The 14,758-nt window shown below is 46.9% G+C and carries 4 protein-coding genes; 1 reads left to right on the forward strand and 3 read right to left on the reverse strand.

The window, feature by feature from the left end; all coding sequences use genetic code 11:
• Positions 1-3 precede the first annotated feature (3 nt).
• Together FWE23_06475 and FWE23_06480 are read right to left on the reverse strand one after the other, a co-directional pair.
• Positions 4-1,164: an efflux RND transporter periplasmic adaptor subunit gene (locus FWE23_06475; protein MCL2845079.1), complete on the reverse strand. Its 1,161-nt coding sequence runs from the start codon at positions 1,162-1,164 to the stop codon at positions 4-6.
• A gap of 80 nt (positions 1,165-1,244) precedes the next feature.
• A complete protein-coding gene (locus FWE23_06480) occupies positions 1,245-2,933 on the reverse strand; it encodes an ATP-binding protein (GenBank protein MCL2845080.1) in 1,689 nt (562 codons plus the stop codon).
• 283 nt (positions 2,934-3,216) lie between these two features.
• Between FWE23_06480 and FWE23_06485 the strand changes: the two genes are divergently transcribed.
• A complete protein-coding gene (locus FWE23_06485; protein MCL2845081.1) occupies positions 3,217-14,418 on the forward strand; it encodes an InlB B-repeat-containing protein in 11,202 nt (3,733 codons plus the stop codon).
• A gap of 58 nt (positions 14,419-14,476) precedes the next feature.
• On the opposite strand, the gene FWE23_06490 is transcribed toward FWE23_06485, so the two are convergent.
• The coding region (locus FWE23_06490) for a hypothetical protein (GenBank protein ID MCL2845082.1) at positions 14,477-14,758 on the reverse strand (282 nt) is incomplete at its 5' end.

Here is a 14,758-nt window from a genome sequence, read left to right on the forward strand (position 1 = left end):
TTTTTAATTTCCTCTGCTTCCTCGTTCTCTGTTGCCGCTTCTTTCGCCTCTGTTTTCCGGAACGTCTGCGTTTGTTATATTAACCCGCGCGCCGTCTCGCAATAGGTGCTGACCGAGGGTTATCACTTTTCCGTCTATATTTGCGGGAGAAACTATTTGTACAAATCGCCCGTCGTAAATTCCTGTTTCTACCGGCACAAATTTTGCTCTGTCGCCATCGACCACAAAAATTGCCGCGCCGTTATTTACGAGCGCCGACGACGGTATTGTTTGCGCGTTCGGGTCGCTTTCGAGAACTATGTTTATCCGCGCCGACATTCCCGGCATAAGCAGATGTCTGTCGTTTTTGAGGGCGACTTCGACTGCCGCTGTTCGGGAAGCCGCCTGAAAAAACGGGGCTACTCTGTAAACGCTGCCCTCAAAGGTTTCGTTCGGGACTGCGGTGCTTGATACGGTCGCTTTTTTTCCTATTGTTATGCTTCTGTAATCGCGCTCGGTTACGGCGAGTTCTACAAAAACCGTGTCAATGTCCACAACTGTTATGATTGGCGCGCCCGCTGTAAGCAATGTGCCGCCGTCGATATGCCGTTGCGCCACAAAACCGTCTTTTGCGGAGCGAATTATTGTGTGTTGAAGATTTGTTTCACGCTGTCTCATTGTCGCTCTTAAAAGTTCGCGCCGCGACCTCTGGGCTTCGACTTGCGCGTTTATCGCACCGAATTCCGCTCTGGACACAATTCCCTTGTCGAGCAAATCCTGCGCTCTGTGAAGTTCGGCTTCCGAGTGAGCCAGCTGAGCGTCTATTTCATTGACTTGCGCGCGCGCTTCTTCTAAGGAATTCTGGAATTCTATGTCGTCTAATCTTGCGACGATTTCGTTTGCGCGCACTCTGTCGCCTATGCGTTTGTTTATGCTCAAAAGCCGTCCGCCGACCCTTGCCGACACTACAAAATTGTGCGAGGCTTTAACCGCCCCCGTAAATTCGCGGGTTTCGGTCATCGGACGAAAAACAGGATTTTGCGCTTCGACCGCGATTACTCTGTCGCGCCCTCCGCCTCCGCCTGTTGTTGCATTGTCCGAAGATGTAATAAGTCTTGCCGCGATAATTGCCGACAATGCGACAACTGCGAAAATTAAAATGATAGTCAAATGTTTCTTTTTCAAAGCGTTCCCTCTTTTTATTTTATTGCCATATTATTTTCTGTATTTGAGATAGTGAAAATACTATTTGTTACATATTTTTACTACCTTGCCTCGAAATCGCCTTTTCCCTCGAATACTATGGCGACAAATTTTATGTCGTCTCTGCCGATAAAACGAGGGTCTTTTTTGTATTTCTCTATTTGAGCCGTCGCCTCGGCGAATTTTGCTTCTTTTTCGCTTTTTGTCGCTTTGGTTTTAATGTATTTCAACTCAAAAACGTATTCAAATTTAATATCCTTAATGGCGTGGTGTTTTTGCAGGTAAACGTCGGAATAGCCGTTTTGGGTTTCGTTTTCGGAAACGGGAAGATATAATCTGCTGTTAAACAAAGTCGCAAGCATCATAACTTTAATATACTTTTCGTCAAAGTCGATAAGGTCTCTGTTTGAAAGCCGTTTCAGATAATTTTCCGCGAAAAAATCCAAGTAGGACTTGAAATCGCCGTCAAACGCCATTTTTCCCGTCGCCTCTTCTAATAAATTATTGCTTACCGGTTTTTCATTGAAACTTTGCGAATATGAAACAATATATTCCCAATAAAGCGTTTTTATTGAATAATTCGGGATTTTTAACCAAGGTCTGCCTCTTACTGCCTCGCCGATAGTCAGCATTCCCAAGTAAAAAAACAGGGAAACAAAATACTCTTCGCTTTCGAGTTTGTCCAAGGAAAATTTTTCGATTATATTGCCGTGCGTTCCTCCGTCTAAAGCGATTTGCAGTATTTTTTTTCGATTGTTTTCGTTTTCCGCAAGTCGGCGCAAGCGTTCGTAATCAGTTTGCAAATTGGTATCAACCACTTGCTTTGGCTGTTTGTTTGTGATTGAAATTTGATTAAAAATAAACAAAATCATTTGAGAGTTGTAAACCTTGTTTTCTCCGTCTTCGTTGAACAGATAGCCGTTGTAATACGCTTCCATATCAACTTTTATCAGATTTTTATCAACGCCTGTCTCGGACATCATTCGCTCAACTTCTTCTTTGGTAAAGCCGAACATTTCGTTGTATTTGGAATATAAACTGTAGTCGGTGGACATATTAAAGCCGCTTGTTAGGTCGTTTATCATCATCGGGCTTATACCTGTTATGAATATTCTTTTTACGACGGAAGAAGTGCCCGCTTTCAGCGATTCGTAAAAACTGCGAACTATGCCGCCGGCTTTTACTTCGTCTATATAGGACTTTCCCATTGCTATAAGATTGTTTGCGAAATGGTCGTATTCGTCTATTATTACAAATATGGGAATATCGACGGATTTTGCCGCTGTGTAAGCTAAAACCATTGCTCCGATACCGGGATTATTTTTTCCTAATGAGCTTAACAATTCTTCGTAATTTTGGAAAGTGTTTTTATATGTGTAAAGAAAATCTCTGACAGCTTCTTGCACCTTGATTGAAAACGAATCCTTAAATTCTTCGTGGCTGTCGGTGTTTAATCCGGAAAAATCAAAACGAATAACGGCGTATTTTCCTTGTTCCGACGTTGGGTGTTTGCCGATATAAAGATTACCGAAGAGGGCTTCAAATTTGTTTTTTTGCTTTATACAATAATAATTTTCCAACACCGACAAAAACAAACTTTTGCCGAATCTGCGAGGGCGAATGAAGAATTGGTACGAATTGTTCTCGTTTTCCAAAAGTTCAACAAAACGCGTTTTATCGACGTATGCAAATCCGCCTTCTATTAAATCTGCAAAATTTGATTTGCCATACGGTAATTTTTTGAAAGGCATAGATACTCCTTTTTATTATAACATTTATAGGGAAAATACTATTTGTTATCCTGCAAAATCTAAAAAACGCGAAATTTTCGTACGACGTACGTAAGGGCGGGTTTGAAACCCGCCCCTACATCAAACCCGTCCTTACACGCCGCCGGCGTGTATTGTTGCAGGGTGTATGCCATACGTCGCGGGGATTTTTGCGAATTCGGGAATTGTACTTGACAAATCTTGGTTATATATTATATATTGAACTGTGAGGTAGCGCGTGAAAATCTAAACAATCGGAGGGATAGTGCCGAGGAAATACACGCCTCAAAAACTTCGTAAAACCCTCTTTCCGAACGGTGAAATGTTGTTCGGGGCTTTCTTTGTTTTGTCTTTGTTTTTGCTGACTGCCTGTAGCGACCTCTTTGAGCCGAACTACACTTACCTTCGTCCGAGGACGGAATACGTCGTCTGGTTTAACGCGCAGGGCGGCAGAAGCGACGTGGACAGCCAAGTTGTTTCTTGGGATTCTTCCTTTGTACTTCCTGTCGCCGCGAGGGAAAGATACTGCTTTGACGGCTGGTATTGCAGTCCGGAATACGGCGAAATTATGGGCAAAGAGGGGGATTTGTTTCTCCCCGCCCACGACGACACGCTTTTCGCTTATTGGACATTTCGCGCGCAAATAATGTACGAAAGCGACGGAACGTCCTCTCCGCCTGACTTTAAATGCGTGGGCGAAGATATTGAAGAATTTCCGACGAGCGACAAGGATTGCCACATATTTTTGGGGTGGTTTGACATAGAGGGCGAAGAGAAAACTCCGCCTTTGCGCATTTTGGGCGATACCACGCTTTTTGCGCGTTTTGAAATAATTAAATACACGATAACTTTTAACGTAAGAGGCGGAACGGCAATTGCTCCTCTTGAGGCGGATTGCGGAAAAAGCGTAAGACTTTTGCCTGCCGAAAGAGAAGATTACCTTTTCTTGGGATGGTTTGACGGCGAAGACGAGGGCGCTCAAAGACTTGAGAACGAGCAAATTATAAATTCCGACCTTACGGTTTTCGCTCGTTGGCGGTCAATGGAGCTTGCCGACCTGAGATTTGCCGTAATCGACGTTTTAAGCAGTCATACATTTAACGGCGCGCCGCAAATTCCCGAATTTACCGTTATGATTGCCGAAAACCAACTTGTTGCGGGAACGCATTTTACCGCTATTTTCACGGATAACATAAACGCAGGAAATGCTGAAATTACAATTAACGCGATTGAGGACGGCGGATATATCGGCGTGCAAACCGCGAGTTTTGTCATAGAAAAAGCCGACCCGCAACCTGCTTTGCCGACGGGATTAACCGCGACTTTCGGCGATTTGTTGTCGAGCGTTGTCTTGCCGAGCGGTTGGGCTTGGGAAATTCCCTGGGAAACTCCCGATGTAGAGGTCGGAAACGTTGGGCAAAATTCGTTTGAGGCGACGTTTACGCACGAAAATACGAATAACTTTAACGTGATTTCGCATATTTTAAGCGTAAACGTAAATCCTGCGATTATTAGTTCGGCGGCGCTCAAAAAGGCTAATCCGACTAAAGGACAAGTTCCTGCAAATCCAAACAATATAGAGATAAAAGACGGTGAATTTACCGTAAAAAGCGTTGTTTGGTATCCCGACCATCCAAGATTTTTGGGCGGGACGGAATATTCGGCGGTAATAACGCTTGCCGCAAACGAAAATTTTGCGTTCTGCAGTGAATTTAATGCCGCGACAATAAACGAAACCGCCGTAAATATCGACGAAAACAGCGGCGCCGAAATTGTGATTTCGCATAAATTTGCGCCGACTTACGAGGCAATAATCGTATCTTTGGAAATCACGCAGGAGCCGAGTAATTTTAACTACGCTCACGGCGAGCAACTCGATTTGTCCGAGCTTCGTATAAGAGCCGTATATTCCGACTATTCGGAAAGCACTCTGTTGCACAACGAGCTTCACTTCAGAGGCGTGGTAATGAACGTTTGGCACAACAACAGATTGTCGCGCGGTTTGCATAACAATCTGCATATAATTTTCACCGCGATTTTGGAAGATATTGTAGTGCAGACCACGGGCGCGCTTTCGATTGTTCCGCGCGATATTGCGAATGTATTTGTGGAAGACATTCCCGACCAAGAATATACGGGAAGCGCGATAACGCCGCAAATACTCGTGAACGACGATGAGATATTGCCGCTTGAATTTACCGAAAACTATTTTGATTTGGCTTTTTCGGATAATGTAAACGCGGGGACGGCGAGCGTAATACTTACAGGCAAAAATAACTATTCGGGCGAAAAAACGCAGAATTTTGTCATTACTCCCGCAACTCCGACGGTTATTACTCCGCCGACCGCGACAAGCGTAAGCGCAGGGCAAACGCTTGCGACGTCCACGCTTTCGGGCGGGCGAGTGGACGGCGTTGGCGGCGCCGAAATCAGCGGAACGTGGGCGTGGCTCGACGATACGCATATTATAAATGAAAACGGAAGCTTTGCGGCGAGATTTATACCGACAAGTCAAAATTATAGCGAAATAACGGTTTGGGATATTTCGGTGAATTTGAGTTATACCGCGCACTTGCGGGTGATTTCGACAAGCTCAATCACCGGATTTGCTACTCTTAACCTTGCGCTTGATTGGCTTAGCGCAACTCCGGTGATTGAGCCTGTCGAAATCACCATTTCCGCAAATCAAACTTTTGCCGTCTCGAGAGCCCTTAACACTGCCGCCGATATTACATTGGTCGGCGACGGCGAACCGCGGCAAATTTCGGGGACGTTCCTTTTGAGCGACGGCGCGCTTAAGGTCGGCAATAATATTACCGTTTCGGAAATAAACGTAAGCGGCGGCAACTTAACTTTGGCGCAAAACGCCGTTATTGAGACAGTCCGATTAACCGCAACACACACACACAGTATGATTTCGGTGGAATCCGGCTTTACAGGAAACGTACCCGCTTTGGATTTGGCAGGCGGCGTAAACATAGAAGCAACCATAATTTCGTGGGAAGACAAGCAAATAATTACACCCGCACCGCCGCACGTTCTTACCGAAAACGACGTGGCAAGATTTACGCTGAGAAATTTTGTAAACGGCGCAAACACTCAACCGATAACCCAAACTCACCTTTTCTCATCGACGGATTTGGGACGATTGGTTTCTATGCCGAGCGTGTATAACGCAACAATTACCGTTATCGGCGCGTCCTTTACATTTAACGGAAACCCGCACATTCCCGACTTTACAGTGGGTTTGGACAGTGAAACGTTGCTTGCGGGAACGCATTTCAGCTATATTATAACAAACAACGTCAATGCAGGCGCCGCCGAAATTACAATCACCGGCTTGCCGCCGTTTATCGGAACAAAAACGCAGAATTTTACCATAAATCCTCAGCAAATACAAGTCGAAATCACAAACGCAACGCTAACGGGCGCCGACGTAAGCACCGCGCCTGCCGGAATTACGCTGAATTTGCCCCCCGCCGCAGGATTTTCGTTTAACTCCGCGACAAACCGCCTTACTTACACAGCCGCCGCAAACTTTGCCGCGCCTCTGACTTTTACGCCGACAAACACGAATTATACCATAACAGACGCTCCCACCCTGCAAATTACGGGAACCGCCGCCGAGCCGATTTTGGTTAATCAGGCGACTATCGGCGTGTTTAACGCGTTTGCCGCCGCTACCGGGCACGGTTTAGCGCAACATTACAGATTAACGGAAAATGTTGTTCTTGACGGTTCCAATCCTAATAACTGGACAATTATTGGTTCGCAGGACGCGCCGTTCAGAGGCGTTTTTGACGGAAACGGGCATAGTATTACGAATATGTCTATAAGTTCTTTGCAGCCATTACAGCAGAGTGTGGGGATGTTCGCAAATATGACCGCGCAGGCGACTGTAAGAAACCTCGCTTTGATAGACATTGCAATTACCATTCCTGCAATTACCACCAATATGGTGAATGTCGGCGGGATAGTCGGGGTGAATATAGGCACGATTGAAAACGTTTTTGTAAGCGGAAACATAACCGGTCTTCAACAGTTGAGCGCGGGCGGGATAGTCGGCATGAACGAATACCATTTGAGAAACAGCTTTTCTACCGTTTCAATCGCTTTAACCACAAGCGGACAATCGCGCGTTGGCGGTATTGCGGGGTATAGTTGGCAATCGAGCAATATCCTAAACTGTATTGCGATTGGTCAAAGCGTGAAAAATGACGGCGGCGTTCACCACGAAACAGCGTTAGGGCGCGTAGTAGGACTGCACCAAGGCGGAACTCTGGTTAACAATCGCGCGTGGAGCGGAATGTCCGTAGCGAGAGACGGCGCGGAAAAAACCGTAATTAACGACCTCGGCAACATTGACGGCTTGGGGACTTTGTCGTCGGACTTTAAACAGCAGAATGTTTGGACGGATTTTGATTTTACTCCGACCACGGGTATTTGGATTTGGGAAGACGGAAAAATGCCGCGCCTGCGCAACCAGTCCGCGATTGATTGGGCGACGTGGTTTGTCGATATACCGCAGAACTTACTTGCTACTTTCGGCGATTTGTTGTCGAGCATTACTTTGCCGAACGGTTGGACTTGGGTTGCTCCCACACTCTCCGTCGGAGATGTAGGAGCTCGCCAGCACACCGCAAGATACAACGGAACCGACCACGATTTAACCGTTGTCGTAAGCCCTGCGCTTCCCACTGTGGCAACCCCGCCGACAGCAACTTCCGCCGCGTTGGGGCATCCGCTTTCTAATTCAATAATTACCGGCATTGTTAACGGAGTCGGCGGCGCAACCAATATTCCCGGAACGTGGGCGTGGAAAACTCCCGCGGAAATTGTGAATGCAAGCGGGTTGTTTGAGGCGGTGTTCACTCCCGCAAGTAGTAATTATTTGCCGATAGAGCGAGAAATACAGGTAGCCGCGGTTTATCCTGTGGAGGTATTAGGCATAGGTTTAACTCAAATAAACTTTACCACGCTCGCCGAGGCGTTCACCGAGATAAGAACATCAGGACAAGGAACTTACACAATAACACTAAATGCCGACCAAGAACTCGGAGGCATAGGACTTGATATTCCCAATGTCAATATTACAATTCTGGGTGAGGGGCGCACTATACAATACAACGGTAATTCTTTCACATCTACCACTAATATCACGCTACATTCGATGTTTGCTGTCGTCGGAGAAAATACCTCTCTTACTTTAGGAAGAAATCTTACGCTTCGAGGGCTTGAGACAGGGGCAGCAGGTACATTTAGAGCTATGATATTTTTGAGCGACGTGTCCGACAACGGCATTGGCATCGATGCTAACTCCGTCGTTATGGAGGAGGGCTCAAGAATTATCAACCACTTCACTTCCGCTGTGCGGATAGATAACGGCATATTCACTATGAACGGCGGAGAAATAAGCGGAAACAGGGCAGTGGCAGTTCTAGTTGACGGAGGCACATTCACTATGAACGGCGGCGAGATTAGAGGAAATATTGCCAGCACTAATAGTGTGGGCTGGGCGGGTGGCATAGAAGTACATAGTGGGGCTTTTAATATGAACGGCGGTAGAATTACCGATAATGTTCTTAATGATATGGCGACCCATGCAGATGCGAGGGTGTCAGATGCAAGTATCTTTACTTTGAGCGGAAATGCCCAAATCGGCAATCTTCAGTTAGCGGATCTTGTATCGACTGTTGGGGGGTCGCCTAGCCCTAATAATTTTGTAATACAGAGCGGTTGGTCAGGAAATATTTCTACGCTTAATCTGACAAGAAGTCCGAGCAATATACAAGATGTTATAAATATATATCAGAATCGAACAATAATTAGGGGAAGTGGCGCGGCGGCGGCAATCGCCTCAAACAGAATAACACTTGGAAACTTTATTGCGCAAATGGGTGGCAACACTCAACCAATTTACCCAACCGCCTATCTTGACACCGACGGCGTTTTACGCTTAAATCTTGTTTCGGCTCCCGTTGTAGTAGCAACTCAAGGCGTAAGCCCCGACAGAGGATTTCCTAACCTTCAACTTGCACTGAACGTAATACAAACCGAAGCAGGAAATCACACGATAACTTTGCGCGAAAATCAAACGATTGGGGGGAACGGAAGAACAATTAACACCCCCGACGTTAATATCACCATTATCGGCGACGGTACCGAGCGCACAATTTCACACGCTCTTACAGACCCCACTCCTGCTATGCTAACCATCAACAACGCCACCGCATCCCTCACCCTCGGAAATAACATCACCATCCAAGGACGAGCCGCGGAGGGAATGGGAAGCGTTGTTCTTGTTTCGGGTGGGACTTTTAATATGGAGAACGGTTCAAAAATTACAGGGCATAACCTTAATAACGCTCATAGTACAGTGCAAGTAAACGGAGCGCAGGCGCAAACTTTCTTCAATATGAACGGCGGCGAAATTACAGGAAACAGTACTACGTTTGCCAATTCCGACGCCTCCGCGGGCGTAAGCGTAATTAACGGCACTTTTAATATGCAAGGCGGAAGCATTACAGACAACAGACGAGGAGCTGTCGGGGATAATACTTTTGCCGACGTGTTTTCAACCGCGTTCATTTCCGTAGTGTTAAACAATAACGCTCGCATAGGTACGTTTATGTTAAATGCGCATAATGCTACAACAATGGCAAGCATAAACATAGGCAATAATTTTGCGGCGACGGGCGGAGTGGATATACTCCATCTTCACGGTAATGGCAATATGGAAACGACAATAGATTTCTGGACAAACGCCGAAGTGCTCAGAGGCAACAGAACTCCCGCAAATATCGCAAAATTCCCACTTGGAAATTTCCGTTCTAATTTAGCGGGCGATAGTCCGCAGGCGATAAACGAAACCCACTTCCTCAACGACCAAGGACGTTTGGAGCGACTTCCCGCTCCCGTGATAGTAAACGGCACAACACAAACCGATTTCGATAATCTCACCGCGGCGTTTGAGGCGATAAGATTGGCAGGCGCGGGGACTTACACAATAACGCTAAACGCAGACCAAACGGTGGGAGGTGTAGGAATTACTCCACAGACAGGTGCGGCATACATAAGTATTGCTGCCGATATAAATATTACGCTTATAGGCGCGGGGGGAATGCGTGAAATTCAGTTTAACGGAAATACGGAAGAGCATAATATGTTTAGAATATCGGCAAATGCAGGGCTTACTCTCGAAAATAATATAACTCTCAGAGGAACACAAAATCCAATCGTCCAAGCGGGTCTTGTTAATGTTATTGGAACTTTTACAATGGAAAGCGGCTCAATAATAACAGGGCATATTTCTCCCGCAGTAATAACAGAAACATCGTCGGGGGCGCCAATATTCACTATGAACGGCGGTGAAATCAGAGACAATGTTGGCAACAATGCGAATTTTTCGGGTATTGGTGTATATATCACCAGAGGTACTTTTAATATGAACGGCGGCAGAATTTTCAATAATACCTTTAGCAATATGACTCCTTCAGACGTGTCTGTTAGTGATATGGTCAGCTTTACTCTGAGCGGGAATGCCCAAATCGGCGACCTTCGATTAGCGGACTTTTCAACGAATGCTATGGTTTCTCCTAATCCTAATAATTTTGTAATACAATCAGATTGGACAGGAATGATTTCTACGTTTAATCTAACAATGGCGTTTCAGGGTATGGGAACTGTGATAAATTCGTGGAATAATAGACAAATAATTAAGGGAACAGGCGCGGCTTCCGCAATCACCGCAAATAAAATTCCGCTCGGAAACTTTGTTGCGGGGACTGAAACCCGTCCGATTTCCCCGACCGCTTCCCTCGGCACCGACGGAGTTTTACGCCTAAATCCTGCTTTGGCGGATGTTATGGTGGCAACTCAAGGCGCGGCGGATAGAGGATTTGCTACGCTTCAAGCCGCGCTGAACGAAATCAACACAGAAGCGGGAAATCACACGATAACTGTTCGCGCTCCGCAGAATCTTGCTAATCGTACTATCGGCGCGGGGCAAAATATCACTATTGAGGGCGCGGCGCAAATTACGCTTAACAACGCAACTCAAAGAATGTTTACCGTAAACGCAGGCGGAAATCTTACTATCGGCGGCGATATAACGATTAACGGACATTCGAGCAATTCGGGAAGTTTAATTTTGGTGCAAAACGGAACGCTTACGGTGCGCGATAACGCAATTATAACGGGACACACCACTACTCACGCGGCGGGAGCGATAGATATAACCGAAAATTCCACGATGAATATTAACGGCGGAAGCATTACGGGAAATTCGCCTTTGGACGCGCTTGCTACGGGGACTGTGAATATATCGGGAACTGCGCAAATCGGAAATCTTACGTTAAATATCCATGAAGCGCACAGAGGAAGCGCGGCGGTAAACGCGGCTTTTGACGGAAGCGTTGCCTCGCTTAACTTGCGCAGGAATGTCGCTATTATGAACGATGTTGTCAATTCGTGGCAGTCGCAACAAGTTATTTCGGGAACTTTCGCTTCGGCGGCGATTTCGGCAGGGAAATTCGGTCTGGGAAATTTCGTTTCCACGAATAATACTCAACCCATCGACGAAACGCACTTCATCAACGATCAGGGAGTTTTGGTGTTGATTCCGACGGCGACCGTCAGCGGCTTCACCACAGGCGAGGCAACCCGCGAATTTCCAACCCTCGAACTTGCGCTTGCCGAAATAACCGCGGCGGGAACTTACATAATAACGCTTTTTGAAGACCAACCGATTACCGCGACAAGAACGTTCAATGTTGCGGGTGCCAATATCACCCTTACGGGCGACGGCACAATGCGCGAAATCAGGCACGCTATTGCAAATGGCGAAGTCAATATGTTCACCATCAACAACGCTACCACTTCCCTTACCCTCGGAAATAATATAACTATCCGAGGACGAAGCGCAGTCGTCGGCAGTGGACGAGTTATAAGTATTGAAAACGGTGAATTCGTTATGGAAACGGGCTCAATCATCAGAGGGCATACTAATGCTAGATATGCGTCCGGTGCCGTCCATTTAGACGGAGCAACCGCAAAATTCACTATGAAGGGCGGCTTAATTACAGAAAACCGTAGTATTGCTTCTGAGCTTCCCGATGCCGACGGTCGCCAATCAGGCGCGGGCTTAACCGTGCTTAGCGGCGAATTTACTATGACCGGCGGAATTATTACGGGCAACACCCGAGGACCAAACGGAGAATTTCCCGCCGACGTGCATTTTGGCGCTCATAGCGCCGCCGGCGCTAATAGTGTCCAGACATTGGACGGCAACGCTCGCATAGGCGCGCTTACACTTAATGCGCAAGATACAACAATAAGCACAACAATAACCGTCGGCGCCAACTTTACGGGAAATGTGGAATCGCTTAATCTTCGGGGGGGAAACACGCCTACTTTGGCGGCAGTAAGAGATAGGTGGACAAACAGACAAGTGCTTGTAGGCAATCTTACTTCCGAAACTATTGCAAAGTTTACGCTTGGGAATTTTATTATGCCGACCCCAATTGCTCCTTATCCCATCGACGAAACCCACACCCTCGCCGCCGACGGGCGGCTGATAACTCACTTTGCCGCGTTCCAAGCGGAGGTGGCGGCGTTTGCTTCGGCTTCGCAGGATGTTGAAATTGTGGTGGAGCGCGATATTGTTATGGCGGCTCAGATAAACATTCCCGGAAATTCGGGGCGCACGCTTACCATAAAAAGCGCAAACCCAACGCAACCGCATACGCTCAGCCGCGGATTTACAGACGGCACTACTATCTTTGAAATGCAAAGCAACGCGCATCTTATTGTGGAAAATATTATTATCGACGGCGGAAGCACGGGTGCGTTCGGAAGCGGCGTTGTCGGAACTCGTTATTTGATGAGAATGGAGGGCGCAGTCAATAATGCTACTTTTGAAATGAGAGACGGCGCAGTTTTACGGAATAATTTCTCTAACAATTGGGGAAGCGCAATCAGAATGCTTGGAACCGACAATCGCTTTATAATGCGCGGCGGTGAAATATACGGCAATACGGCAAATGAACGCGGCGCGGTAAATATCAACGCGGGAACATTTGAAATGACGGGCGGAAGCATAACAAACAACCGTTGCAGTCAAGGCGGCGTGTTAATCCAAGATGCCGGCAATGCAATTTTCGGCGGCAATGCGGTAATTCGCGACAACACTCTTTTGAACGGCACAACTCCCGCCAACCTTAATTTGAACAACAACAGGACAATTTCGCTTTCACCCACAACTCCGCCTACGTCAAATATGGAAATTCACCTTTACGGCGCAAATTCCGACGGCGTTTTTGTGGAGAGCGGAGCAAACGCCGGGCACGTGGATAATTTCTTCGCGGATAATTCGGATTGGAACATAACCCACGACAACGGACAACTTGTGTTGTTGCCTCCTCCTTCTCCCGTCTCCGTCAGCGGCTTTGCCACAGGCGACCCAATCCGCGGCTTTGACAACCTCGACCTTGCGCTTAACGCAATTACAACGGCAGGAACTTACACGATAACGCTTAATGAAAACCTGACGGTCGCCGCAGAAATAACATTAAACACTGCAGGCGCCGATATCACCCTTACAGGCGGAAGCACAATGCGGACAATAACGCATAATATTACCACAACCGCCCCTAGCATGTTTACAATAAGCGGCGCCACTACATCTTTTACGCTCGGAGATAATATAACCGTTCAAGGACGAACAGCAGGGGGCGGAGGGGCAGTCGTAAATATGACAGCCGGCACTTTCAATATGCAGGGAAATTCCCGAATACAAGGACACAATGTTAGCGGCGTGCCGTCGGGAGCCGTATTAATGGCAGGAACAACAGCGTTTAATATGTCGGGAACTTCCGAAATTACAAATATTACTTCAACAACTGCTACAAGCGCGGCAGTTTATGTAACCAACGCAGGCGCAGTTTTCACTATGAGCGGCGGCTCATCAATTACAGGAAACACTAATACGCTTGCAACTGCCGTCAGCGATGTCGGCGCAGGTGTATCCGTGATTAACGGACAATTTAATATGAACGGCGGAAGCATTACGGGCAACAGACGGGGTGCAATCGGAGACAATACCGCTCCTTATGCCGACGTATATATAGGCGCCGCTACCTTCGTCGCCGTTGACCTTGTTCCCACATTGAACAATAACGCCCAAATCGGCACGCTTACTCTGAATGGCGTATCTAACAACACAAGAATTAACATCGGCGATACTTTTAACGGCAACGTTCAAGCGCTTAATCTTCGGTGGAATGATAACGATATGGCAACGGTAATAAGTCGGTGGACCGCCAGCTCGGTGGTGGTGCTTGCAGGCAATTTTGCTCCCCATATTCCAATGTTTAACTCTGCGCTTGCGCTTGGTCAGTTTGTTTCGCAGACCAATGACAGAGAAGCGATTGCTCCTCGTGTTTTCAATGCGAACGGGGGGTTGCAGTAGTCGAGGGTTGAGGGAAAGAGAAAGGCAAGGTTTTGTGGCTTGCCTTTTTGGTGGTGGTTTAGAGGGCGGTGATTTCGGTTTCTGTGAGACCTGTGATGTAAGAAATTTGTTCGGTTGGTAGTCCGAGGGCTTTCATTTTTCGGGCATTTTCTATTTTTTCTTCTAATTTTCCTTTCTCTTCCGCCCCTCTCAACAATGCCTTTTTCGCCCTAATTGCATCTTCAACCTTATCATACGCCTCCAATTCCTCAGGCGTTAAAGCACTCTCCGCAACACATTCTACGGCTTCTCTCAAAACTTCATTATTCAAAAAATCCGCCGAAATCTCTTTTGAATTTCT

The organism is Chitinivibrionia bacterium (assembly GCA_009779925.1).
Lineage (GTDB): Bacteria > Fibrobacterota > Chitinivibrionia > Chitinivibrionales > Chitinivibrionaceae > WRFX01.

What these genes read in the sequence shown, in the direction of transcription:
- FWE23_06480 (MCL2845080.1), bottom strand. Translation starts at nt 2,933, where the DNA reads ATGCCTTTCAAAAAATTACCGTATGGCAAATCAAATTTTGCAGATTTA.